This window comes from Pseudomonas sp. PSPC3-2 (genome assembly GCF_049897085.1).
GTDB lineage: Bacteria > Pseudomonadota > Gammaproteobacteria > Pseudomonadales > Pseudomonadaceae > Aquipseudomonas > Aquipseudomonas paraveronii.
The window spans coordinates 147,769-169,103 of the sequence record NZ_JAFCVO010000007.1 but is presented as its reverse complement, the minus strand read 5'-3'; the positions used below and the strand labels follow the sequence as shown (position 1 = coordinate 169,103).

Genomic DNA, 21,335 nt, shown 5'->3' with positions numbered 1-21,335 from the left:
AAACCTCATGCCTTCGCAAAACTCCGTCCTGGCTGCGCGCCCGGCCAACCCGCATGCCGGCATCGGCGACAAGATTCGCGGCGCACTGGCCGTCGGCAAAACCCGCTGGGGCATGCTGGCCCTGGTGTTCTTCGCCACCACGCTCAACTACATCGACCGCGCCGCCCTGGGCGTGATGCAACCGATCCTTGCCAAAGAAATGAGCTGGACGGCGATGGACTACGCCAACATCAACTTCTGGTTCCAGGTCGGCTATGCGATTGGCTTTGTGCTGCAAGGCCGGCTGATCGACCGCGTGGGTGTCAAGCGCGTGTTCTTCTGCGCGGTGCTGCTGTGGAGCGTGGCCACCGGCGCCCACGGCCTGGCCACCTCGGCCGTCGGCTTTATGGTCTGCCGCTTTATCCTCGGGCTGACCGAAGCCGCCAACTACCCGGCCTGCGTCAAGACCACCCGCCTGTGGTTCCCTGCCGGCGAACGCGCAGTGGCCACCGGCATCTTCAACGCCGGCACCAACGTCGGCGCGATGATGACGCCGATGCTGCTGCCGTTGATCCTGCATGTGTGGGGCTGGCAAGCGGCGTTCCTGTGCATGTCGGCACTCGGTGGGATCTGGCTGCTGTTCTGGGGCTTGAAGTACTACAACCCGGAAGACCATCCAACCGTTAAGCAATCCGAATTGGACTACGTGCAACGGGAAGTCGAACCGGAACAGCCCCGCGTCCCCTTCAGCCGTATCCTGCGCATGCGCGGCACTTGGGCCTTCGCCATCGCCTACTCGCTGACCGCACCGGTGTTCTGGTTCTACCTGTATTGGCTACCGCCGTTCTTGAACCAGCAATACAACCTGGGCATCAACGTGACCCAGATGGGTATCCCGCTGATCATCATTTACCTGACCGCCGACTTCGGCAGTGTGGGGGGTGGGATTCTGTCGTCGTTCCTGATCGGCCGCGGGTTGAACCCGATCAAGGCGCGGCTGCTGTCGATGCTGCTGTTTGCCTGCTGCATCGTCGGCGTGATCTTGGCCGCCGGTTCCAGCCAGTTGTGGGTCGCGGTGTTCGCCATCTCCCTGGCGATTGGTGCGCATCAGGCCTGGACCGCCAACATCTGGAGCCTGGTGATGGACTACACGCCCAAGCACATGATGAGCACGGTGTTTGGCTTCGGCGGCATGTGCGCGGCCATCGGCGGCATGTTCATGACCCAGATCGTCGGCCACATCCTGACCGTGACGAACAACAACTACACCGTGCTGTTCACCCTGATCCCGGCGATGTACTTCATCGCGCTGACCTGGATGTACTTCATGGCGCCGCGCAAGATTCCTACAGTCGACGCCTGATTCAGCGCCGCCGCTGCTGCCAGGCAGCGGCCAACCCGCTCATGCAGATCACCCCGATGCCGACCACCGTGGTCAAGTCGGGGGTATGCGCAAACACCAGCCAGCCCAACACCCCCGCGAACACGATCTGGCAATAGCCGAACGGCGCCAGCAAGGCCGGCGCCGCAAAGCGGAAGGCCTGGGTCAGCATCAAGTGCGCGGTCATCCCACAGGTGCCCAACGCCAGCATCAATACGCCGTGCCACAGGGTCGGCACTTGCCAGAAGAACGGCACCATCGCACTCATCACCAAGGTATTGCACAGGCCGGCGAAGAAGTTACTGGTGGTGGGCGTGTCGTATTGGCTGAGGATGCGCGTGAGCAGTTGGTAGAAGCAGAAGAACAATGCCGAGCACAGCGGCAGCAGCACCGCAGGGGTGAACAATTCACCGCCTGGGTGGATGATCACCAGCACCCCGACAAACCCGCAGATCACCGCCAGCCATTGGCCACGCGTGACATGCTCACCGAGCAGGGGCACCGACAGCGCCGTTACCAGGATCGGCGCGAGGAAGTTCACCGCCGTGGCTTCCGCCAGCGGGATGTAATGCAGCGCAGCGGTAAAAAACAGGCTGGTGCCCAACAGGCACAAGGCCCGCACTGCCTGCATCCCCGGCCGCTTGCTGCGCAGCACACGCAAGCCTGATTGCGGCAGGAAAATCCCGGCCATCAACAAGGTATGCACCAGGTAACGCGCCCACACCACCATCACGATCGGGTAGAACCCGGCCAGGAATTTGGACAAGGCGTCGTGGCTGGAGAACAGAAAAGTCGCCACCACAATCAGCAGAATGCCTTTGAAGGGATGGTTGACGCCGGAAAGGGGGGTGCTGACAGTCATTGAATTCTCTTGCGTGGCGGGCTGAACGCGGTGGTACTCAACCCGGTAATCTAGCAGCCGGGCATGCGTCTGCCCCAAGAGCATAACCAAACACCGTGCGAACAGCGCACTAAATCACTGCAATCGAGTCCAACGCTGCACGTTCGCCCCTGCGTTGCACACTTTTTAACCAAGGCCTTGCCGCTATGAAAAAAACTGTCTTTCTTCTGTCTGCCCTTGCCCTGCTCGCCGCGTGCAACCAAGAGTCCAAGGCACCGGCCAAACCGGCGCCGCCTTCCGTGCAAGCGACCCTGGTGCCGCAAACCCCGCCCACCGACAACTGGGTCGGTAAATGGATCGGCGTCGAAGGTTTGCACCTGACCATCGCCAAGGACGACAGCATCGGCCGTGGCCACTACCTTCTGACCATGCAGTACGGCCTCGACGCCGACGCCGCCGGCACCTTTAAAGGTGAAACGACTGAAGACGGCATCGCGTTCACCCGCCCGGACGGCCCGCAACGGCTGCGCGCCGGTGACGGTGCGGCGACCGGATTGAAATGGCTGGCGGATAAAAAGGACTGCTTGATTGTTGCTACCGGCGAAGGCTATTGCCGTTAATCACGACCATAATCAATCACGGTTAGCACTTCGAGGATTGCCCCATGCTATGGAAAAAAGGCCGACGCAGCGACAACGTGGTGGATGCCCGCGATGACAGTGGCGGCGGCGGTGGCGGTGGTATGCGCTTTGGCGGCGGCAAGGGCCTGAGCTTGACCGCGATTGTGTTGATCGTCGGCATCGGCTGGCTGACCGGCCAGGACCCGCTGCAGATCCTCGGCCAATTGACCGGCCAGATGGACCAGGCGCCCTCGGTGAGCACTCCATCGCGCCAGGCGCCGCCGGCCAATGACGAGCAAGTCGACTTTGTCCGCGCGGTATTGGGCGATACCGAAGACACCTGGGGCCAGGTGTTCAAGGAAAACGGCTTGGCCTACAAGAACCCGCAACTGATTCTGTTCCGCGGCCGGGTCAATTCCGCCTGCGGTGGCGCCACTTCCGCCAGCGGCCCGTTCTATTGCCCGGCGGATCAGCAGGTGTACCTGGACCTGGATTTCTTCCGGGAAATGTCACAACGGTTCAAGGCCGCTGGCGATTTTGCCCAGGCCTACGTGATCGCCCACGAAGTCGGGCACCACGTGCAGACCTTGCTCGGCATCTCGTCGAAGATCCAGGCTGCGCGCCAGCAAGGCCGGCAAATGCAAGGCGACGGCGGCCTGCTGGTGCGCCAGGAGCTGCAAGCCGACTGCTTTGCCGGGGTGTGGGCCTATCGTGCGCAAAAACGCCTGAACTGGCTGGAGCCCGGCGATATTGAAGAAGCGCTGAATGCGGCCAACGCGATTGGCGATGACCGTTTGCAGCAACAGGGCCAGGGCCGCGTCGTGCCGGACTCGTTTACCCACGGCACCTCGGCGCAGCGGGTGCGCTGGTTCAAGACCGGCTTTGCCCAAGGCCAGATCACTCAATGCGACACCTTTACGGCCAAGAGTCTTTAGATGAATACGCGATTGGGCATGCTGCTGGGTTTGTTGGTCACCTGTTGCGCCCCCGCCTGGGCCGCCGAGCACGGGGTCAAGGTGGTCAGTCCCGAGCGCTTTCACCTGGATGCCGGCGACCTCAGCCTCGGCTTGAGCCAGGATTGGGCGAAACCGCTGCCCAACGTCACGCGTGCGTTGATCATCGTGCATGGTCGCCTGCGCAACGCACAAACCTACCTGCAGAGCGGTGAAGACGCCGCCGAGCAGGCAGGGGTTGGCGGCACGACGCTGGTGATCGCGCCGCAGTTTCTGAATCAGTCCGATGTGAAACGCAATCACCTGGACAAGCAACTTCTGCGCTGGAAGGGCAATGACTGGATGGCCGGCGAGCCCTCAGTGGAGCCGGGAGCTGTCAGCTCCTTCGGTGCACTCGACCAGATCATCAAGCACCTGGGTAACCGCACGCTATTTCCGGCGCTGAGAGCGATTGTGGTGGCCGGCCATTCCGGCGGTGGCCAGGTGGTGCAACGCTTCGCCCTTACCGGCCACGACCATCCGACCCTGCAAACCGCGGGCATCAGCCTGCGTTTTGTGGTGGCCAACCCGTCGTCCTACGCCTACTTCAGCCCGCAGCGGCCGGTGCCATTCAAGGTCGCCGACTGCCCTGGCTTCAATGACTGGAAGTACGGCATGCAGCACCTGCCCGCCTATGCCAAGGGGCAAAGCGCCGAGCAACTGGAGCAGGCCTATGTGTCGCGTGACATCACCTACCTGCTCGGCCAGCAGGACACCGACCCGAACCACCCCGCGCTGGATAAAAGCTGTGAAGCCGAGACCCAGGGCGCGTATCGCCTGATTCGTGGGCACAACTATTTTGACAGCCTCAAGCAACGCCATCCGCAACTGACCCAGAAGCTGGTGGAAGTGCCGGGGGTTGGGCATAACGGGGATGGGATGTTTACCTCGCCCGAGGGCCAGAACGTACTGTTTTCCCGGTATTAACTGAAGAAACCGGCTCAACATGTGGGAGGGGGCTTGCCCCCGATTGCGGTGTAACAGTCAGCCAATTTTTAACTGACAGACCGCTATCGGGGGCAAGCCCCCTCCCACATTTGATCTCTATTGCCCGGGCTGGATCATCCGGCGCAATACCGTGCAATCCTCGGCATGCCAGTCGGCCAACTCCGGCCATGGGTTCTCCGGCAAGTTGACCAACACGGTCCGCGTGCCTGCGGCGCGGCCGCAATCCAGGTCAAAGCGGTAATCCCCCACCATCACCATCGCACTGGGCGATACGTCCCAGGCCGCCGCCAGTTTGAGCAAGCCACCCGGATCAGGCTTGGGTGGCGCATCATCACGCCCCAACACATCCTCGGCGGCAAAGCAGTCCGCCAGGCCAATCGCTTCCAGGGTGATATGCGCCAGTTCCCGCGCATTGCGGGTCAGGATGCCCAGGCGACAACCGCGCCCGGCCAATTCCCGCACCAGTTCCACCGCGCCTTGCGCCGCAACCGAACCCAGCGCCAGCTCGCGCTCATGCTCAAGCAACCAGGCATGTTTGGCTGCCGCGACATCCGCCGGCAACTCCGCGAGGTGGCTGAGGATGTCGTCCTCTGGCGGAATATCCAGCGCCACGCGAATCGCCGCAAAGTCATGCACGGCCACCGTGAGGGTGCCGTCCATGTCGAACACCCAGTGTTTAATGTCCGCCAGGCTCATGCCCAATCCTTGCGGTGGCGGATCAGGCCTTCCTGGGTGACCGAGGCCACCAGTTGCCCGGCGCGGTTGTACACGCTGCCGCGGGAGAAACCACGGGAATTGCCGGCCCACGGGCTGTCCATGGCGTAGAGCAACCAGTCATCGGCGCGCAAGTCGGCGTGGAACCACAGCGCGTGGTCGAGGCTGGCGACCTGCATGTCTTTCTGCCACACGGTCTTGCCATGGGGCAGCAGCGACGTGGTCAGCAGGCCGAAGTCCGAGGCGTAGGCCAGCAGGTATTTATGCAGCGCCGGGGTATCGGCCAGGGCACCGTCGGCGCGGAACCACACGTACTTGACCGGGTCGGACGGCTGCGGGTTGAACGGGTCGGTTTCGGTCACCGGGCGCACTTCGATCGGCTTGGGGCACAGCAACTTGTCGCGCATGTGCTCGGGGATCAGGTGGGCGCGCTGCTTGGTCAGCTCCAGCTCCGACGGCAGGTTTTCCGGGCCAACCACGTCGGGCATGGAGGTCTGGTGTTCGAAGCCGGCTTCGTCGTACTGGAACGAGGCGCTGCAGGTAAAAATCGGCTGGCCCTTCTGGATCGCCGTCACCCGGCGCGTGCTGAAGCTGCCGCCATCGCGCACGCGGTCCACCGAATACACCACCGGCAATGCCGCATCGCCGGGGCGCAAAAAATAGCCGTGCAGGGAATGCACGTGCCGCTCGGCCTCTACGGTCTGGCTGGCAGCCGACAGCGACTGGCCGAGCACTTGCCCGCCGAACAGTTGGCGAAAACCCAGGTCCTGGCTGCGGCCGCGAAAGAGGTTTTCCTCGATCGGCTCCAGGGTCAGCAAGTCCACCAGATCTTCCAATACTTGGCTCATAGAGCAACTCCTACAATCTATGGGGCATTCCGGGCTGCTTATCCGTGCAGCGTGTCCAACCATTGGGCGCGGGTGATGCGGTACAAAACATGCGGGCGCAGCGGGTCATCAACTGCGACCTTGGGGTGTTCAAAATCTGCCTGGGGATCGTAATGCATCCCGATGGCTTGCATGACTTTTTGTGATGGCAGATTGGTTTGGGTGGTGAAGGCGACGATTTCGTCCAGTTGCAAGCGGTCGAAACCACAGCGCAACGCAGTCCATGCCGCCTCGTTGGCATACCCGAGGCCCCAATGCTCGCGAGCCAGGCGCCAGCCGATTTCCACCGCAGGGGTGAAGCCGGCTTCAAAGCTGACATTCTGCAACCCGGCCAGGCCGATAAATGCGCCACTGTCCTTGCGCTGCAAGGCCCACAGGCCAAAGCCGTATTCGGCGAAATGCCCACGAATCCGGCCGATCAATGCGGCGCTTTCCAGGCGGTCCAATTGGGCCGGGAAATAACGCATCACCTGCGGGTCGGCGCACATGTGCGCAAACTCCGTCAGGTCGGCATCGCGCCATTGGCGCAGCACCAGGCGTGCGCTTTCCAATTCCAGTATCGGCTCCATGGGTCCCCCTCCCTTGCCATGTGCGTGAGTGTAACGCGCTGTTAAGATCCGTCGCAGGTTCCCGTCAGAAAATCCCATGCCTTTGCCATTGATCTACCACGATGACTACAGCCCCGAATTCCCGGCGGACCACCGCTTCCCCATGGACAAGTTCCGCCTGTTGCGTGACCACTTGGTGTCCACCGGGCTGACCCAGGACAGCCAATTACTGCGCCCACCGCTGTGCCCGGCAGAGATTCTGGCCCTGGCCCATGAACCTGGGTATATAGAACGCTACATGAGCGGCGAGTTGTCCCGCGAAGACCAACGGCGCCTCGGCCTGCCCTGGAGCGAAGCCCTGGCGCGACGTACCGTGCGTGCGGTGGGCGGTTCGATCCTAGCGGCAGAACAGGCACTGGAACACGGCCTGGCCTGCCACCTGGCGGGCGGCACCCATCACGCCCACTACGACTACCCGGCGGGCTTTTGCATCTTCAATGACCTGGCCGTGATCAGCCAATACCTGCTGGCCAGCGGCCGGGTCGACCGCGTGCTGATCTTCGACTGCGACGTCCACCAGGGCGACGGCACCGCACGTATCCTCCATGACACGCCAGACGCGATCACCGTGTCGCTGCACTGCGAAAAGAACTTCCCGGCGCGCAAGGCCCAGAGCGACTGGGACATCCCGCTGCCCATGGGCATGGGTGATGCCGAGTACCTCAAGGTGGTGGACGACGCGCTCAACTACCTGCTGCCGCTGTACCAGCCGGACCTGGTGCTGTACGACGCGGGCGTCGACGTGCATAAGGATGACGCCCTTGGCTACCTCAAGCTGACAGATGAAGGCCTCGCCGCCCGCGATGAAAGCGTGATACGCCATTGCCTGGGCCGCGACATTCCGGTGATGGGCGTGATCGGCGGCGGCTACAGCAAAGACCGCCCGGCCCTGGCTCGCCGCCACGGCATCCTGCACCACAGCGCGCAACGGGTGTGGACGTCATCAGGTTGTCATTGAAGTGTGGGCGTTACCCACAATGCCTGTGGAACGGCCTGTGGATAACTTGAGCGTAAAGCGTTGAAAGCCAGTAACTGCATAGCCTGTAGGAAGCTGTACGTTTTTTGATCAGGAACTTGCGGCGTCCTCGGGTAGAATGCTCGGCCTATTCACGCGACCGTAGCCCTGCCCATGCCTCACACCCCTGCTCAACACGTCACTATTATCGGCGGCGGCCCTGCCGGCCTGATGGCCGCTGAAGTCCTGAGCCAGGCAGGCCTGCGGGTGGACGTGTACGACGGCATGCCCTCGGTGGGGCGCAAGTTCCTGCTGGCCGGCGTGGGCGGTATGAACATCACCCACTCCGAGGCTTACCCGGCGTTCCTCTCACGCTACGCCGAACGTGCACCGCAGATGGCGCCATTGCTGCGCGCGTTTGGCGCGCAAGCGCTGTGCGAATGGATTCATGGCCTGGGCATCGAGACCTTTGTCGGCACCTCCGGCCGGGTGTTTCCTACCGATATGAAAGCCGCCCCGCTGTTGCGTGCCTGGCTCAAGCGCCTGCGCGACCACGGTGTGGTTATCCACACCCGCCATCGCTGGCTGGGCTGGAGCGCGGACGGTGGTTTACTTATCCACAGCCCGGACGGCGAAAAAACCATCCACAGCGACGCCGTGCTGCTGGCCCTTGGCGGCGGTAGTTGGTCGCGCCTGGGCTCCGACGGCGCCTGGCTCAAACTGCTGGAAGATAAAGGCGTGCCCTGCGCGCCGTTACAGCCCAGTAATTGTGGCTTCGAGGTGTCGGCCTGGAGCGAACTGATGGTCAGCAAATTCGCTGGCGCGCCGTTGAAAAACGTCGCCATTGGCCTGGGTGATGACAAGCCACGCCTGGGCGAATGCGTGATCACCGCCACCGGCATCGAGGGCAGCCTGATCTACGCGCTGTCGGCGCCGATTCGTGAAGCGATCAATCGCGAGGGCGTGGCCACGGTGCATATCGACCTGCTGCCGAGCAAACCGCTGGACAAGGTCCAGGCCGCGCTGGCTAAACCGCGTGGTTCGCGCTCGATGAGCAAGCATTTGCACAGTCAGTTGGGGTTGGATGGGGTCAAGGCGGCGTTATTGCGCGAACTGGCACCCGCCGGACACTTCAACGACCCGGCGCAATTGGCTGTGGATATCAAGGCATTGCCCCTGAGCCTGGCGAAAACCCGGCCGATGGATGAAGCGATCAGTACGGCGGGGGGCGTGCCGTTTGAGGCGCTGGACGAGCGGTTGATGCTCAAGCAATTGCCCGGGGTGTTCTGCGCGGGGGAAATGCTGGATTGGGAAGCGCCGACCGGCGGGTATTTGCTGACGGGGTGTTTTGCCAGTGGCAGAGCCGCCGGGCGGGGCATGTTGGAATGGTTGAACACTTCAGATTTGCGGTGAACTCTAGTCCGCCATCGGGGGCAAGCCCCCCTCCCACATTTTGAATGTATTCACAGATCAAAACTGTGGGAGGGGGCTTGCTCCAGATAGGCCATCAGCCGCGCCGAAAAATCACTTCTTCTTACGCGGCCCGGTGTTGAACACCGGCACTTTGCGCACCGGCTTGATCGACGGCTCCGCCGGCGCCACTTCGCCACTGTCCACCCACTTGCCCAGGTTGCGCTTACCGCCACCACCGGACGCCTTGGGTTTCTTAGGCTTTTTCGGCTTCTTCACCACCTGCCCACTGGCATCGGTATCCGGCACTCGGTGTTCCGGTTCGAAATCCTGCTCCATATGCCGGGTCAAGGTCTGACGGGTCAGCATCTCGATGGCCGACAGCATGTTCACTTCATCGGCACACACCAGGGAAATCGCTTCACCGGTGTTGCCCGCGCGGCCGGTACGGCCGATACGGTGGATGTAGTCCTCAGCCACGATCGGCAGGTCGAAGTTGACCACCAGCGGCAGGTCTTCGATATCCAGGCCACGGGCCGCCACGTCGGTGGCCACCAGGATCTGCACATCGCTTGACTTGAAGCGGTCCAGCGCACGTTGGCGGGTCGCCTGAGGCTTGTCGCCGTGGATGCCGTCGGCATTGATACCCAAGCCCTGCAGCTTATCCACCAGTGCATCCACGCCGTTACGGGTCTTGGCGAACACCAGCACCTGCTTCCAACGGCCCTTGCGCATCAGGTGGACAAACAGCTCCGGCTTGCGCTTCTTGTCGACCGGCACCACCCATTGCTTGACGGTATTGGCGGCGACGTTGCGCGGGCTGACTTCGATGCTCAGCGGGTCGTTGAGCATTTGCCCGGCGAGCGTGCGGATTTCATCGGAGAAGGTCGCGGAGAACAGCAGGGTCTGGCGCTTTTTCGGCAGCATGCGGTAAATATTCGCCAGCTCCTCGGAGAAGCCCAGGTCGAGCATGCGGTCGGCTTCGTCGAGCACCAGGGTTTGCAGTTGATTGAGTTTCAGCGCGTTCTGGCGAAACAGGTCGATCAGGCGGCCAGGCGTGGCAACCAGCACGTCGACGCCTTTGCGCAGCTTCATCATCTGCGGGTTGATGCTCACGCCGCCGTACACCGCGTAGGTGGTGAGCGGCAGGTTTTGGGCGTACTCAGCAACGCTGGCGTGAACCTGCTCGGCCAGCTCGCGGGTCGGGCACAGAATCAGCGCACGCGCCGAGTTGGCAGCGACTTTCGGCCCTTCCATGGTCAGCAGTTGCAGGAGCGGCACGGCGAAAGCGGCGGTCTTGCCAGTGCCGGTCTGGGCGGCGGCCATCAGGTCGCGGCCGGCCAGCACCGCCGGAATGGCTTGCGCCTGCACCGGCGTCGGAGTCTGGTAGCCGAGCGTCTCAAGGGCGCGCTGCAAGGGTTCGATCAGGCCAAGGGTGGCGAAAGTCATGTGTTTACCGTAGGGAAAATTCAGCGCCTAAGGGGGTAAAAAGGCGTTATGCGCGGCAGTTTACCTTATTTTCGGCCCAGGCTTTCGCCACTGGGGCAGGCTGATCAACAGCACGGCGCTGATGATCACCAACATGGCCAACGCCTCCTCGATACCGATGGACTCGCCGACAAACACAATCCCCAACAACACCGCCACTGCCGGGTTGACATACGCATAGCTGGTCGCGGCCGCCGGGCGCACGTGCTTGAGCAAGTACATATAGGCGTTGAAGGCGATGATCGAGCCGAACACCGTCAGGTAGGCCAGCGCCAGCCAGCCTTCCAGCGGCGGCATGGCTTGCAGGCGCTCACCGGACACCGCACTGCCAATCAACAACGCCACACCGGCCACCAGCATTTCCGCTGCACTGGCCATGGCGCCCTGGGGCAGCGACAGTTGCCGGCTCCAGACCGAACCGAATGCCCAAGAGGCGGCGGCAAACAACAGCAAAGCCGCGCCCATCGGGCTCGATTGCAGGGTGCTGCCCATGTTGAGCATGGCGATGCCGACAATGCCCAGAATCACCCCGGCCCATTCCAGCCGGGTATTGCGCGCCCCCCAGAAGTAACCACACAGCAAGGTGAACAGCGGCACGGTCGCCACGGCCAACGCGGCGACCCCGGACGACACGCCCGCATGCTCCGCCAACGTGACACCACCGTTACCGAAGGTGAGCAGCAAAATCCCGATCATCCCGGCAGCCTTCCACTGCGCCCACGTCGGCGCCGGCACCCCGCGCCAGCGCAAAAACGCGTACATCAGCGCACCCGCCGTACAAAACCGAATCCCCGCCAGCAACAGCGGCGGCCAGTACTCCACACCGATCCGGATCACCAGGTAGGTAGATCCCCAAATCACGTACAACGCAAAAAAGGCGGCGATCAACGGTAAGGGAAAGCGACGTGGGCCAGGCATTGGGCAGCTCTGTGGCAAAAAAAGAGAGGCTTATTCTAAAAAGGCAGGCGCATAAACATAAGTTACAAAACCTGTTTAAACCGCCCATACACTTTTCAAAGCATGGTTATGAAGGCTATAAACCATGTTTTCGAAAGCCGCTTAGCGCTGGAGCCTTTTCATGGACAAATACGACCGCATGCTCCTCAGTGCCCTGCTCGAAGACGGCCGCGCCTCCTTCGCGCAACTCGCACGCACGGTCAACCTCTCCGCCCCCGCCGTGGCTGAACGTGTGGCCAAGCTGGAAGCCAGCGGCGTGATCACCGGCTACCAGGCCAAGGTGGACCTGTCCAAAGTGGGTTTGCCGATCCAGTGCGTGATTGAACTGCGCCTGACCAACCATGGCAGCCAGAAGGTGTACGACGCCCTGGCCGAAATCCCCGAACTGACCGAATGCCACCGGGTGACTGGCGACCCGTGCGTCATCATGCAAGCGGCGGTGGGCTCGATGCCGGAGCTGGAGAGTTTGATTAATCGGATAGCGAAGTTCGGGTTCAGCAAGACCTCGATCATTTTATCGAGCGCGATAGAACGGCGGGTGCCGTTGGGGCAGTTGGAGGGGAATGGCAAAAGTGGTGGCTGATCTACCGTCATCGGGGGCAAGCCCCCTCCCACAGTTTGCATGTATTCGCACATCAAAATGTGGGAGGGACGGTGCGACGATTCGACTTGCCCCCGATGGCGTCAGAGGCCGCACTGCTGATTTGAACGCTGAACGATCAAGTCGACAATTTGCTCGAGGGTGGTGATGTGATCCCAATCTGCCTGCGTCGCGCGCAGCTTGAATTGCCACTTGATCTGCATGACGAAGCAAGTCAAATCGTCATCGATGATCTTGAAGTCATGGATGAAATCCGTTTGCTCCGTCACCTGGCTGCGGTCGATGAAGCCGATGATATCGACGAACAGTTGAATGACCTTTTCGCTGATCTCGGCTCGGGTCAGATTACTTTGCATTTCTTGCCTCGTAGGCACACTTACCAATACTGATTAGATCAAAAACAGCCAACCCCGCAGCCACGAAGGGAATGCCTCGCCCGATAATGCCAAATACCCTGACAGTTCCAAATGTTGCTTTCGCCATTCTGGCCACGGTTGGCTGCCTGATCAATGTACGAGGGAAGAAGCGCATTCCGATGAGGCTAGCCAGGTTCGTCGTTTTGCTGGAGCCGACTTAAACCCAAGTGCCCAAGGCAATTTTGCTTATCGGTATGCCCGCCGCACCAATGAGAACCGTTGCAGCCGTCAAGCCGTAGTGTTGCTTTGTACACTTCCAGAGTTCGTCAAAAGTAGTGCTCGGCACCGAGGATTCCGCATGAATGGGCTTGAGTAACTGATAACTGGCGCCATGGGTCCAGCCTGGCGAATTAGGCAAAGCCATGACTGCCGGGCAGCTTGTCATTGTGTTTCCCATATGAAACGCCATGCTTGAAGTTGAGCCGAAATCGATGCCCTTGCTTTCGAGCTCAAACTTGCTTCGCATGATTGCTGTATGAAGATCGCTTTCCTGCATGCCGTAGTCCCTGTACGTAAATGACAGGCGGATAGTAAGTTTCAGCAAAGGGCGATTGGTGGTTGGCGGGAAAAACCAGAAAGGTCCGACGAAGCAGTAGCGCTTAGCCTACTGACGTTTCAGAAGACCGCTAAAAGCCTCCACAAAGAACTGATGTTTTAGTGGCCAGCAAGACCAATCCCTTTCATTTGCGGGACGTTTCCTAGAGAATTCCACGGCCTTGTTTCCGTCGGATCAGGTCGCTAGTCTCGCTCAGTCATCGAATGTTCGGTGGCCGGACGTGCAAGTCCGACGGCAAGTAGAATCCACAAATCAACATACAGCTTATTAATGCCCAGCTTGATGCTTGGCGTTCGCCCATTATGGCGGCTGTGCGTGGGAGGCCTTCGGGCCTGCTGGGTTTCGCTCCTTGCCCCGGTCTTGCACACCTACGTACAGTTGCCACCCCAATTCGCGTGCAAGCGGACGGTTGCAACTTCTTCCTGCAAGGAGTTCCACCATGGTCAAAGTCACCCCCGATCCACCCAACTTCCTCAGCGAAGACGCCCTACTCAACCGCCGCGCCATCGACTACTACCTCAAAGCGTCCGCCCCGGATGGGCCCACCTTCATCCTGAATGACAACCTGAGCCTCGAAGATGCCCTCGCCCATGCGGCGGACTTGCTGCATTGCGCGGTGAAAACTGCGCACTTGCCGGGAGAGGCGATGAACGCGCAGCAACGGGCGGTGATGCATTTGGTGGAAATGGCGAAGGGCGTGGTGGATCGGGCGCTGGAGTGTGTGCAGCCTCGATAGGCACCGCATAACCAATGTGGGAGGGGCGGTGCGACGATTCGACTTGCCCCCGATGGCAGTGTGTCAGCCAGTACATCTAGTGACTGACACTCAGCTATCGGGGGCAAGTCGAATCGTCGCACCGCCCCTCCCACATTTTGAACGGCGTTGTTCTATCAGAACCCGCGATGCTTCTTCAAATGCTCATTGATCTTCGCCGCCGGGACTTTCTGCAACGTGCACAGCAAGTCATGGGACAGCTCGCGCAAGCCATGGGTCCGCCGCAGTTGCTCGGCCAGGTGTGCCGTCAGGTTGGCGGCCATTTCCGCATCCGCCATGGCCCGGTGCGCCTTGCCGGTGTGGGGCAGTTGGGCGAACGAATTAAGGGTGCCGAGTTTATGGTTGGGTGCCGCCGGCATCAGGCGGCGGGCCAATAGCAGCGAGCAGGCGAATTTTTGCAGGCGGGTACGGCGGATCAGGCCCAGTTCGAAGTCCCAGAACTTCTGGTCGAACGCGGCGTTGTGCGCCAACAGCGGTGTGGTGCCGACGAACTCATTGACTTCGTTCATCACCCGCTCTGCCGCTGGCGCGCTACGCAGCATGGCGTTGCTGATGCCGGTGAGCTGTTCGATAAAGCCCGGTACGCGCACACCTGCGTTCATCAGGCTCTGGTAACGGTCCACGATTTGGCCGCGCTCAAGGATGACCACCGCGATTTCCGTGGCCCGGCAGTGGCTGCTCGGGGTGATGCCGGTGGTTTCAAAGTCGATGACCGCTATACGTTCCAAACCTGTTCCAACTCCGTCTAAGCATTTATTTATTGAGCCGCCGCGCTTATTTGAGCAGCAACGCGCCTTCGATCGGCACGTAGCGGCTGGCGGCGCGTATCAATGAGTTGGCCGTCAACCCCGGCACGCCGTAGGCCACGGCTTCGACGCCATGCTTGTGGATGATGCGGTCGAGCAGCATGTCGAAGTCACCGTCGCCGGAAGCCAACACCACTTCGTCAACGTTAGCGGCGGCGTCCATGATGTCGATAGTGATGCCCACGTCCCAGTCGCCCTTGGCCGAGCCGTCGCTGCGCTGGATGTAGGGCTTGAGCTTCACGGTAAAGCCCAGGTTGCGCAGGATCTGCTGGAATTGCTGCTGCTTGCTGTCGCCACGGTCGATGGCATAGGCATACGCCTCGACGATCTGCCCGCGCGAGCTGATGTCAGCCCACAGGGCGGCGTAGTTAAAGTGACAGCCATACGCCTGGCGCACGGTGTAGTAGAGGTTTTGTACATCGGCGAACACTGCAATTTTCTTCACCGCACTTCCCCATGACTGCCGCTTAGACCCCGGACGCGAAGGTCCGCAAAGGTTGCCAGTATGCCAGTCACGGGAAAGTTTCCGGGAAAAATCAGCCCGGGGCGGCAAAGCGCCCCGGGCCTGGGTGCGTCAGACGAAGGAATCGTCGTCGTCGAAGGAAGAGGAATCGCTATCGGCGAAGCTGTCCGAGGCGTTGTCGCTGCCCCAGCTATCATTGCCCGCGAATTTCTGGTCATCGTTGCCCCAGTTGCTGTTGTCACTGGCGGGCGCCGGCTCTTCACGGATGATTTCTTCCACCACTTGCGGCTGTTGCGAGTTGTGGTTGAACAGGCTGCTGATGCCTTCCGCCAGCATCACGCCACCGGCCACACCCGCTGCGGTTTTCAGGGCGCCACCGAGGAAGCCACTGCCAATCGGGGCGGCGGGTTGTTGTGGCTGTTGATAGTTCTGCTGCGGGGCGCCGTAGTTCTGCTGCGGCGCCGGCTGTCCGAAAGACGGCCGCGCCGGTTCACGCCAACCGCCGCCGGAAGAGGCCGGAGCGCTCTGTGCCGGTTGTGCATCACGTGGACCGCCGCCAAAGATGCTCGACAGAAAGCCACCGCTGCTCGGCGCCGGTTGTGCCGCCTGGGACTTGGCCCGCTGCAGTTCATCCTGCAATTGCTGGATCTGTTGCGCCTGTTGCTTGTTCTGCGCGTCGAGACTCTTGAGCGCGTGTTCCTGCACCAGGATCGACTGGGTCATGTAGTACCCGGCCGCCGGTTGGCGCGTCATATGCTCCTTGATCCGCGCTTCGGCCTGTGCGTCGCGGGGGGCTGTGTCCGTTTCGGCTTGTTGCAGCCGTGAAAACAGTCCATCGATCAGGGTTTGCTCTTCGCTGTTCATGGCGACCTCGTTAGATTGCCGGTAGAAATCATGGTCCGGTCTGTGATCAGGCCCGGTCCTTCTAGTTATGGGGGTGTTACCAGTTGTTTCAATGGTCTTTACTCAAGGTTTACGTTTGCTTGCTCACGGCACCTATCGGTTAAAGTGTGCCCCTGCTTTTTTCGGCCTGTGATGACTCTGATGAATCCGTTAGACGTACTGCGCGACTCCTTCCGCTTCACCCGGCACAACCTGGGCGCCATCGTCCAGCTATGCCTGCCGCTGGTGATCCTCGAAGCCCTGCTGCAACAGGTGCTCGACCACACGCTCGGCCCGGACGCATTCCCAGGCTACAGCGTGGTGGTGGGGTTGCTGGTGTATCCGCTGTACACCGGCGCGCTGATCCTGTTTCTCGATGCCCGCACCCGTGGCGAATCGCCGCGCCCCCAGGATGTGTGGGCCACGGCCCTGACCCTGTGGCCGCGCTTCGCCCTGCTGACGGCGATGAGCACGCTGCTGATATTGCTCGGGCTGTCGCTGTATTTCCTACCCGGCCTGTGGCTGATGGTGGTGCTCGCGTTTGCCGAGTACCTGCTGGTGCTGCGCGGTATGCCCGCACTGCAGGCGATGAAGGAAAGTTTACGTCTGACCCGTGGGCATTTCTGGCGAATCCTGGTGTGCATGCTGTGCGTAATGACGCCGCTGTGGCTGCTCAAAGGCGCCAGCGTGGCGGCGTATCCCGAGCCCGCGCCGTTGCTGGGGGTGCTGATCGACAGTGCACACAGCTTCCTGCAGCTGTTTACCAGTGTGGTGCTGTTCCGTTTATTCATGCTGATCGGTGGCGATGCCGACGCGCGGTGATATGCTCGGTGCCACTCCTGACACGCTATAAGCCGAGCCGATGACCCGTTTCTTGCGCATCACCTTGCTGGGCCTGCTGCTTATTGCAGGCCTGCTGACGGCCCTGATCTACAGCCTGACCTGGCGCCCCGCCGACAAGCAAACCCTGCCCGTGAGCTGCATCGCGCCCCGTGCGCCGACCCTGCTGCCCGGGCAGGCGCTCAAGGTGATGACCTGGAACGTGCAGTACCTGGCCGGCAAGAACTACGTGTTCTGGTACGACACCGCCGACGGCAGCGGCCCGGACGACCGCCCCACCGTCGAAGACATGGCCTTCAGCCTCGACGAGGTGGCCCGGGTGATTCGCGACGAACAACCCGACATCCTGCTGTTGCAGGAACTCGACGAAGGCGCCAAGCCGTCCCACTACCAAGACCAGGTGACGCTGCTCCAGGAGCGCCTGGCCGACCTCTACCCCTGCAGCGCCCAGGCCTTCGACTGGAAAGCCGACTTTATCCCCAACCTGCATATCTTTGGCAGCGTCGGCCGCAAGCTGGTAACCCTCAGTCGCTACCAGATCGAACACGCCGAACGCCTGCAACTGCCCGTGCCGCCCGCCAACTTCATCAGCCGTCAGTTCCAACCCAAACCGGCGTTGCTGCTGACCTACCTACCGCTGAGCGACGGCGGCCAACTGGCGGTACTCAACACCCGTCTGGAGGGCGACGTGCCGGGGCGTAGTGCGGTGCAAGAACAAATCCAGGCCACGGTGAAACTACTCGACAAATTCGAAGGCCGCGGGACGCCCTGGTTGATCGGCGGGGATTTCAATGTGCTGCCGCTGGGGCAATTCCTGCGCCTGGATGCCGGTAAACGCGGGCAGTATTCGCCAGACAGCGAACTGCATCTGCTGTGGGACAAATACCCGATGATCCCGAGCAACAGCGAATCCAGCGGGATTGATCGTGAGCAGTGGCTGACACACTTTCCCAATGACCCGAGCCTTGACGGGCCGGATCGCACCCTGGATTACCTGTTCTACAGCTCGCGGATCAAACGGGTGGAGGCGAAGGTGCGGCAGGCGGATACGTTGCGCATTTCCAACCATTTGCCGGTCATCGCACGGTTCCTGCTGCCGGCCGCGCAATAACCGCCCCTCCCACATTTGAATCGCTGTCACGCTTACTTACGCGGTTTGATTCGGGCGGTGGCCTCGGCCACCAACGGGTCATCCGGCCAGTAATGCTTGGGATAGCGCCCCTTCAGATCTTTCTTCACCTCGGCGTAGGTACTGCGCCAGAAGTTCGCCAGATCCTGGGTCACCTGCACCGGCCGTCGCGCCGGGGATAACAGGTGCAGCTTGACGACCTGGCGCCCGCCGGCAATGCGCGGTGTATCTGCCAGGCCGAACAATTCCTGCAGGCGCACCGCCAGAATCGGCGGATGCTCGCTGTAGTCCAACCGCACCGAAGAACCCGACGGTACTTTCAGATGCTGCGGCGCCAGTTCGTCCAGGCGTTGGGGTAGCGGCCAGGGCAACAGGTTGTGCAGGTAGCTGGAAATATCCAGGTTGGCGAAATGGCTGAGGCGCGAGACCTTGCCCAGGTAGGGCATCAGCCAGTGTTCCAGGCTGGCGAGTAAGGCGCTGTCGCTGACGTCGGGCCATTCGCTGGTTTTGCCGGTGTCGAGCTGGCGCAGTAGCCTCACGCGGGCCTGCCATTGGCGCAGTTCCGGGGTCCAGGGCAACAGCTCCAGGCCTTTGCGCCGGACCAGGTTGACCAGCGCCTGGCTGCGCGCGTTTTCGTCGAGGCCGCTGAGGGGTTCGCGGCTGAGCACCAGTTCGCCGACTTTGCGTTGGCGTTCGGCGCGCAGCACGCCTTCGCGTTCGTCCCAATCCAATTGATCGACGTTGCGCACTTGTTCGGCGAGCACCGTGTCGAACAGCGTCGGATCAAAATCCGCCGCCAGGTAGATGCGTTCTTCGCGCTGGCCCTGGCGGCTGCCCAGGTCGGCAATCACCAGCCAGGCTTGCTTCATCAGGCTGTCAGCCTCGGCGAAGACTGCGGCGCGGCCATTGGCCAGGCGGTATTCGGCGCCGCCGGGTCGGCGTTGTTGGGCGACGCGGTCGGGATAGGCCAACGCCAACAAGGCGCCAAGCCAGCGCGGGTGCTCGGGGTCGGCCACCGGCTGGGTCGCCCGGCCGCGCAAATAGCCACGGTATTGCCGCGCCAACTGCTTGGCGCGCTGCACACCGCCCTGGGTGCCCCGCGCGCGCTCTTCGCCAGACAGCAGGGCCAGGCGAGAGTGCAAATCCGCCCCGCCCCCGCGCAGGATATCGCGCTCGCCCAGCAGCGCCGCGACATCACACGCGGTGGCCGCAAGCCCCAAATCCTGCCCGCGCAACAGCAGATGGGCGATCCGCGGATGGGCCGGTAGCTCGGCCATCTTCTGGCCGTGGGCGGTCAGTTTGTTGTCATTCAAGGCGCCAAGACGTTGCAGCAGGTCCTGGGCCTGGGCATACGCGGCAGCGGGCGGCATGTCGAGCCACACCAACTGTGCGGGCGTCACGCCCCAACGCGCCAGTTGCAAGGCCAGCCCGGCGAGGTCGGCCGCGAGGATTTCCGCGCTGCCATAGGCGGCCAGGCCTTCGTGCTGGTCCTCGGACCACAGGCGATAGCACACGCCCGGCTCCAGGCGCCCGGCCCGACCGGCACGCTGGGTGGCACTGGCGCGGGAGATGCGCTGGGTGTCGAGGCGAGTCATGCCGCTGCCGGGGTCGAAACGCGGCACGCGTGCCAGCCCGGCGTCGATCACCACACGCACGCCATTGATGGTCAGGCTGGTCTCGGCGATGTTGGTGGCCAGCACCACTTTGCGCTTGCCGGCGGGCGCCGGGTCGATGGCGGCACGCTGGGCGTTCAGGTCGAGCTCGCCATGCAGCGGGCAGAGCAGTACATCGGCGCGATCACCCAGAGCGTCCGCCAGTTGCTGGTTGACCCGGCGGATCTCCGCCTGGCCGGGCAGGAACACCAGCACGCTGCCGGTTTCGTCCTGCAGCGCGTCGAGGATAGTCTGCACCAGGCGCGGCTCGATAAACTCACCGACCTGGTACGGCCGCCCCCAGCGCATCTGCACCGGGAACATGCGCCCTTCGCTGCGCAGGATCGGCGCGTCATCCAACAGCGCGGCCAGGCGCTCGCCTTCGAGGGTGGCGGACATCAGCAGGATTTTCAGCGGCTGCTCGTCGCGAAACAGGTCGCGGCCATTCAGGCTCAGGGCCAGCGCCAGGTCGGCGTCGAGGCTGCGTTCGTGGAACTCGTCGAAGATCAGCAGGCCCACGCCGTCCAGCGCCGGGTCGTCCTGCAGGCGGCGGGTGAGGATGCCTTCGGTGACCACTTCGATGCGCGTGTTGGGGCCGACTTTACTGTCGAGGCGGATGCGATAACCGACGGTTTCACCGACTTTCTCCCCCAGCTCGCTGGCCAGGCGCTCGGCGGCGGCGCGCGCGGCCAGGCGTCGCGGTTCGAGCATCAGGATGGTCTGCCCGGCCAGCCAAGGCTCATTCAACAAGGCTAACGGTACGCGGGTGGTTTTACCGGCGCCGGGCGGCGCTTCCAGCACGGCTTCATGGCGATTCGCCAAGGCGTCACGCAAGGCGGGTAAAACATCATCGATCGGCAACGAATTCATACTGGCTCCAAAGCAGAGCGGCGAGTATAACGGCGAACTGCTGAAGGCCGGTGGTGGTCTCACAAGCACCTCACCGGATCATCGTCGCCTGGCGGATCTGGCTTATAGTCACCTTTCAACCCTGTTCAGGAGTTTTCTCATGCGTATCGCTTCCCGTGTCATCGGCGGTGTCCTCGCCGTCACGCTGCTGAGCCAACTGACGGCCTGCGGTTCGATTTTCTACCCTGACCGCCGCGGCCAGATCGACGGCAAGATCGACCCAACGATTGCCGTGCTCGATGCCGTCGGCCTGCTGTTCTACGTGATCCCTGGCCTGATCGCCTTCGGCGTCGACTTCGCCACCGGCGCGATCTACTTCGAACCGGGCAAGACCGCACAAGTCGCCCCGGAGAAACTGCAGCAAGCCATCGGCGCCGACGGCAAGGTCGACACGGCCAAGCTGCAGACCATCATCCAGCAGGAAACCGGCCGCACCTTGCCGCTGGACGACCCGCGCATGATCCAGTTCAAGGGCAGCGTGCAACAACTGGCTGCCCTCGGCTTACAACCGTCCGCCTAAGGATCT

23 protein-coding genes are annotated in these 21,335 nt (G+C 62.1%); 11 read left to right on the top strand and 12 right to left on the bottom strand.

Going from position 1 to position 21,335, the window contains the following annotated elements; all coding sequences use genetic code 11:
• Positions 1–7 precede the first annotated feature (7 nt).
• Complete coding sequence (locus ACP7CJ_RS13930) at positions 8–1,342, top strand: MFS transporter (protein ID WP_321849096.1); 1,335 nt, start codon at positions 8–10, stop codon at positions 1,340–1,342.
• Between the two features lies 1 nt (position 1,343).
• On the opposite strand, the gene ACP7CJ_RS13925 is transcribed toward ACP7CJ_RS13930, so the two are convergent.
• Complete coding sequence (locus ACP7CJ_RS13925; protein ID WP_426100586.1) at positions 1,344–2,222, bottom strand: DMT family transporter; 879 nt, start codon at positions 2,220–2,222, stop codon at positions 1,344–1,346.
• Between the two features lie 185 nt (positions 2,223–2,407).
• Between ACP7CJ_RS13925 and ACP7CJ_RS13920 the strand changes: the two genes are divergently transcribed.
• The 3 genes from ACP7CJ_RS13920 to ACP7CJ_RS13910 are packed head-to-tail and all read left to right on the top strand — an operon-like array spanning position 2,408 to position 4,740.
• The gene (locus ACP7CJ_RS13920; protein WP_276194980.1) at positions 2,408–2,821 is read left to right on the top strand and encodes a lipoprotein; all 414 of its coding nucleotides are present in this window, start codon (positions 2,408–2,410) and stop codon (positions 2,819–2,821) included.
• Between the two features lie 44 nt (positions 2,822–2,865).
• Positions 2,866–3,756 carry a KPN_02809 family neutral zinc metallopeptidase gene (gene ypfJ / locus ACP7CJ_RS13915; RefSeq protein ID WP_247396615.1) on the top strand — a complete coding sequence of 297 codons (891 nt, stop codon included), beginning with the start codon at positions 2,866–2,868 and terminating at the stop codon, positions 3,754–3,756.
• Positions 3,757–4,740 carry an alpha/beta hydrolase gene (locus ACP7CJ_RS13910; RefSeq protein ID WP_426100584.1) on the top strand — a complete coding sequence of 328 codons (984 nt, stop codon included), beginning with the start codon at positions 3,757–3,759 and terminating at the stop codon, positions 4,738–4,740.
• Positions 4,741–4,857: 117 nt separating this feature from the next.
• Here the strand turns inward: ACP7CJ_RS13910 and ACP7CJ_RS13905 are convergent, their stop codons facing one another.
• Genes ACP7CJ_RS13905 through ACP7CJ_RS13895 form a run of 3 tightly spaced genes read right to left on the bottom strand, consistent with a single transcriptional unit; the run spans position 4,858 to position 6,931 of the window.
• Complete coding sequence (locus ACP7CJ_RS13905) at positions 4,858–5,457, bottom strand: HAD family hydrolase (RefSeq protein ID WP_426100582.1); 600 nt, start codon at positions 5,455–5,457, stop codon at positions 4,858–4,860.
• On the bottom strand, positions 5,454–6,323 hold the full coding sequence (gene tesB / locus ACP7CJ_RS13900) for an acyl-CoA thioesterase II (RefSeq protein ID WP_426100580.1): 870 nt from the start codon (positions 6,321–6,323) through the stop codon (positions 5,454–5,456). The genes ACP7CJ_RS13905 and tesB overlap by 4 nt, the downstream gene beginning before the upstream one ends.
• 38 nt (positions 6,324–6,361) lie before the next feature.
• Positions 6,362–6,931 carry a GNAT family N-acetyltransferase gene (locus ACP7CJ_RS13895; protein WP_276194984.1) on the bottom strand — a complete coding sequence of 190 codons (570 nt, stop codon included), beginning with the start codon at positions 6,929–6,931 and terminating at the stop codon, positions 6,362–6,364.
• Between the two features lie 76 nt (positions 6,932–7,007).
• Here ACP7CJ_RS13895 and ACP7CJ_RS13890 point away from each other — a divergent pair, with 76 nt between their 5' ends.
• Both ACP7CJ_RS13890 and ACP7CJ_RS13885 read left to right on the top strand, forming a co-directional pair.
• Positions 7,008–7,928, top strand: a complete 921-nt coding sequence (locus ACP7CJ_RS13890) for a histone deacetylase family protein (RefSeq protein ID WP_276194985.1) — start codon at positions 7,008–7,010, stop codon at positions 7,926–7,928.
• A gap of 171 nt (positions 7,929–8,099) precedes the next feature.
• Positions 8,100–9,338, top strand: coding sequence for a TIGR03862 family flavoprotein (locus ACP7CJ_RS13885; RefSeq protein WP_276194986.1), 1,239 nt, complete (start codon positions 8,100–8,102; stop codon positions 9,336–9,338).
• A 111-nt stretch (positions 9,339–9,449) separates the two neighbouring features.
• On the opposite strand, the gene ACP7CJ_RS13880 is transcribed toward ACP7CJ_RS13885, so the two are convergent.
• Together ACP7CJ_RS13880 and yedA are read right to left on the bottom strand one after the other, a co-directional pair.
• Positions 9,450–10,784 carry a DEAD/DEAH box helicase gene (locus tag ACP7CJ_RS13880; RefSeq protein ID WP_126588946.1) on the bottom strand — a complete coding sequence of 445 codons (1,335 nt, stop codon included), beginning with the start codon at positions 10,782–10,784 and terminating at the stop codon, positions 9,450–9,452.
• A gap of 60 nt (positions 10,785–10,844) precedes the next feature.
• A complete protein-coding gene (gene yedA / locus ACP7CJ_RS13875) occupies positions 10,845–11,741 on the bottom strand; it encodes a drug/metabolite exporter YedA (RefSeq protein WP_276194988.1) in 897 nt (298 codons plus the stop codon).
• Between the two features lie 160 nt (positions 11,742–11,901).
• Here yedA and ACP7CJ_RS13870 point away from each other — a divergent pair, with 160 nt between their 5' ends.
• Positions 11,902–12,363 (top strand): Lrp/AsnC family transcriptional regulator, encoded by a 462-nt coding sequence (locus ACP7CJ_RS13870; protein ID WP_247405006.1) that lies wholly within the window; start codon positions 11,902–11,904, stop codon positions 12,361–12,363.
• Between the two features lie 101 nt (positions 12,364–12,464).
• Here ACP7CJ_RS13870 and ACP7CJ_RS13865 read toward each other — a convergent pair whose 3' ends face one another.
• Both ACP7CJ_RS13865 and ACP7CJ_RS13860 read right to left on the bottom strand, forming a co-directional pair.
• Complete coding sequence (locus ACP7CJ_RS13865) at positions 12,465–12,737, bottom strand: acyl carrier protein (protein ID WP_276194989.1); 273 nt, start codon at positions 12,735–12,737, stop codon at positions 12,465–12,467.
• Between the two features lie 217 nt (positions 12,738–12,954).
• A complete protein-coding gene (locus ACP7CJ_RS13860) occupies positions 12,955–13,293 on the bottom strand; it encodes a hypothetical protein (RefSeq protein ID WP_276194990.1) in 339 nt (112 codons plus the stop codon).
• A gap of 499 nt (positions 13,294–13,792) precedes the next feature.
• On the opposite strand from ACP7CJ_RS13860, the gene ACP7CJ_RS13855 reads away from it, so the two are divergent.
• Complete coding sequence (locus ACP7CJ_RS13855; RefSeq protein ID WP_276194991.1) at positions 13,793–14,089, top strand: DUF6124 family protein; 297 nt, start codon at positions 13,793–13,795, stop codon at positions 14,087–14,089.
• Between the two features lie 155 nt (positions 14,090–14,244).
• On the opposite strand, the gene ACP7CJ_RS13850 is transcribed toward ACP7CJ_RS13855, so the two are convergent.
• The 3 genes from ACP7CJ_RS13850 to ACP7CJ_RS13840 all read right to left on the bottom strand — a co-directional run bounded on the left by ACP7CJ_RS13850 (position 14,245) and on the right by ACP7CJ_RS13840 (position 16,261).
• Complete coding sequence (locus ACP7CJ_RS13850) at positions 14,245–14,856, bottom strand: 3'-5' exonuclease (protein ID WP_276194992.1); 612 nt, start codon at positions 14,854–14,856, stop codon at positions 14,245–14,247.
• A 46-nt stretch (positions 14,857–14,902) separates the two neighbouring features.
• Positions 14,903–15,379 (bottom strand): NYN domain-containing protein, encoded by a 477-nt coding sequence (locus ACP7CJ_RS13845; RefSeq protein ID WP_017848308.1) that lies wholly within the window; start codon positions 15,377–15,379, stop codon positions 14,903–14,905.
• Between the two features lie 129 nt (positions 15,380–15,508).
• Positions 15,509–16,261, bottom strand: a complete 753-nt coding sequence (locus ACP7CJ_RS13840; RefSeq protein ID WP_426100577.1) for a DUF2076 domain-containing protein — start codon at positions 16,259–16,261, stop codon at positions 15,509–15,511.
• Positions 16,262–16,441: 180 nt separating this feature from the next.
• Here ACP7CJ_RS13840 and ACP7CJ_RS13835 point away from each other — a divergent pair, with 180 nt between their 5' ends.
• Complete coding sequence (locus tag ACP7CJ_RS13835; protein WP_426100575.1) at positions 16,442–17,101, top strand: YciC family protein; 660 nt, start codon at positions 16,442–16,444, stop codon at positions 17,099–17,101.
• A 40-nt stretch (positions 17,102–17,141) separates the two neighbouring features.
• The gene (locus ACP7CJ_RS13830; protein ID WP_426100574.1) at positions 17,142–18,230 is read left to right on the top strand and encodes an endonuclease/exonuclease/phosphatase family protein; all 1,089 of its coding nucleotides are present in this window, start codon (positions 17,142–17,144) and stop codon (positions 18,228–18,230) included.
• 32 nt (positions 18,231–18,262) lie between these two features.
• Here ACP7CJ_RS13830 and hrpB read toward each other — a convergent pair whose 3' ends face one another.
• A complete protein-coding gene (gene hrpB / locus ACP7CJ_RS13825; RefSeq protein WP_276194996.1) occupies positions 18,263–20,770 on the bottom strand; it encodes an ATP-dependent helicase HrpB in 2,508 nt (835 codons plus the stop codon).
• A gap of 139 nt (positions 20,771–20,909) precedes the next feature.
• Here hrpB and ACP7CJ_RS13820 point away from each other — a divergent pair, with 139 nt between their 5' ends.
• Positions 20,910–21,329 carry a hypothetical protein gene (locus ACP7CJ_RS13820; protein WP_017848313.1) on the top strand — a complete coding sequence of 140 codons (420 nt, stop codon included), beginning with the start codon at positions 20,910–20,912 and terminating at the stop codon, positions 21,327–21,329.
• Positions 21,330–21,335: the final 6 nt, after the last annotated feature.

Bases quoted from the DNA above. Each gene is read 5' to 3' on its own strand.
- ACP7CJ_RS13930 (WP_321849096.1), top strand. From the start codon at position 8: ATGCCTTCGCAAAACTCCGTCCTGGCTGCGCGCCCGGCCAACCCGCAT.
- ACP7CJ_RS13925 (WP_426100586.1), bottom strand. From the start codon at position 2,222: ATGACTGTCAGCACCCCCCTTTCCGGCGTCAACCATCCCTTCAAAGGC.
- ACP7CJ_RS13920 (WP_276194980.1), top strand. From the start codon at position 2,408: ATGAAAAAAACTGTCTTTCTTCTGTCTGCCCTTGCCCTGCTCGCCGCG.
- ypfJ (WP_247396615.1), top strand. From the start codon at position 2,866: ATGCTATGGAAAAAAGGCCGACGCAGCGACAACGTGGTGGATGCCCGC.
- ACP7CJ_RS13910 (WP_426100584.1), top strand. From the start codon at position 3,757: ATGAATACGCGATTGGGCATGCTGCTGGGTTTGTTGGTCACCTGTTGC.
- ACP7CJ_RS13905 (WP_426100582.1), bottom strand. From the start codon at position 5,457: ATGAGCCTGGCGGACATTAAACACTGGGTGTTCGACATGGACGGCACC.
- tesB (WP_426100580.1), bottom strand. From the start codon at position 6,323: ATGAGCCAAGTATTGGAAGATCTGGTGGACTTGCTGACCCTGGAGCCG.
- ACP7CJ_RS13895 (WP_276194984.1), bottom strand. From the start codon at position 6,931: ATGGAGCCGATACTGGAATTGGAAAGCGCACGCCTGGTGCTGCGCCAA.
- ACP7CJ_RS13890 (WP_276194985.1), top strand. From the start codon at position 7,008: ATGCCTTTGCCATTGATCTACCACGATGACTACAGCCCCGAATTCCCG.
- ACP7CJ_RS13885 (WP_276194986.1), top strand. From the start codon at position 8,100: ATGCCTCACACCCCTGCTCAACACGTCACTATTATCGGCGGCGGCCCT.
- ACP7CJ_RS13880 (WP_126588946.1), bottom strand. From the start codon at position 10,784: ATGACTTTCGCCACCCTTGGCCTGATCGAACCCTTGCAGCGCGCCCTT.
- yedA (WP_276194988.1), bottom strand. From the start codon at position 11,741: ATGCCTGGCCCACGTCGCTTTCCCTTACCGTTGATCGCCGCCTTTTTT.
- ACP7CJ_RS13870 (WP_247405006.1), top strand. From the start codon at position 11,902: ATGGACAAATACGACCGCATGCTCCTCAGTGCCCTGCTCGAAGACGGC.
- ACP7CJ_RS13865 (WP_276194989.1), bottom strand. From the start codon at position 12,737: ATGCAAAGTAATCTGACCCGAGCCGAGATCAGCGAAAAGGTCATTCAA.
- ACP7CJ_RS13860 (WP_276194990.1), bottom strand. From the start codon at position 13,293: ATGCAGGAAAGCGATCTTCATACAGCAATCATGCGAAGCAAGTTTGAG.
- ACP7CJ_RS13855 (WP_276194991.1), top strand. From the start codon at position 13,793: ATGGTCAAAGTCACCCCCGATCCACCCAACTTCCTCAGCGAAGACGCC.
- ACP7CJ_RS13840 (WP_426100577.1), bottom strand. From the start codon at position 16,261: ATGAACAGCGAAGAGCAAACCCTGATCGATGGACTGTTTTCACGGCTG.
- ACP7CJ_RS13835 (WP_426100575.1), top strand. From the start codon at position 16,442: ATGAATCCGTTAGACGTACTGCGCGACTCCTTCCGCTTCACCCGGCAC.
- ACP7CJ_RS13830 (WP_426100574.1), top strand. From the start codon at position 17,142: ATGACCCGTTTCTTGCGCATCACCTTGCTGGGCCTGCTGCTTATTGCA.
- hrpB (WP_276194996.1), bottom strand. From the start codon at position 20,770: ATGAATTCGTTGCCGATCGATGATGTTTTACCCGCCTTGCGTGACGCC.
- ACP7CJ_RS13820 (WP_017848313.1), top strand. From the start codon at position 20,910: ATGCGTATCGCTTCCCGTGTCATCGGCGGTGTCCTCGCCGTCACGCTG.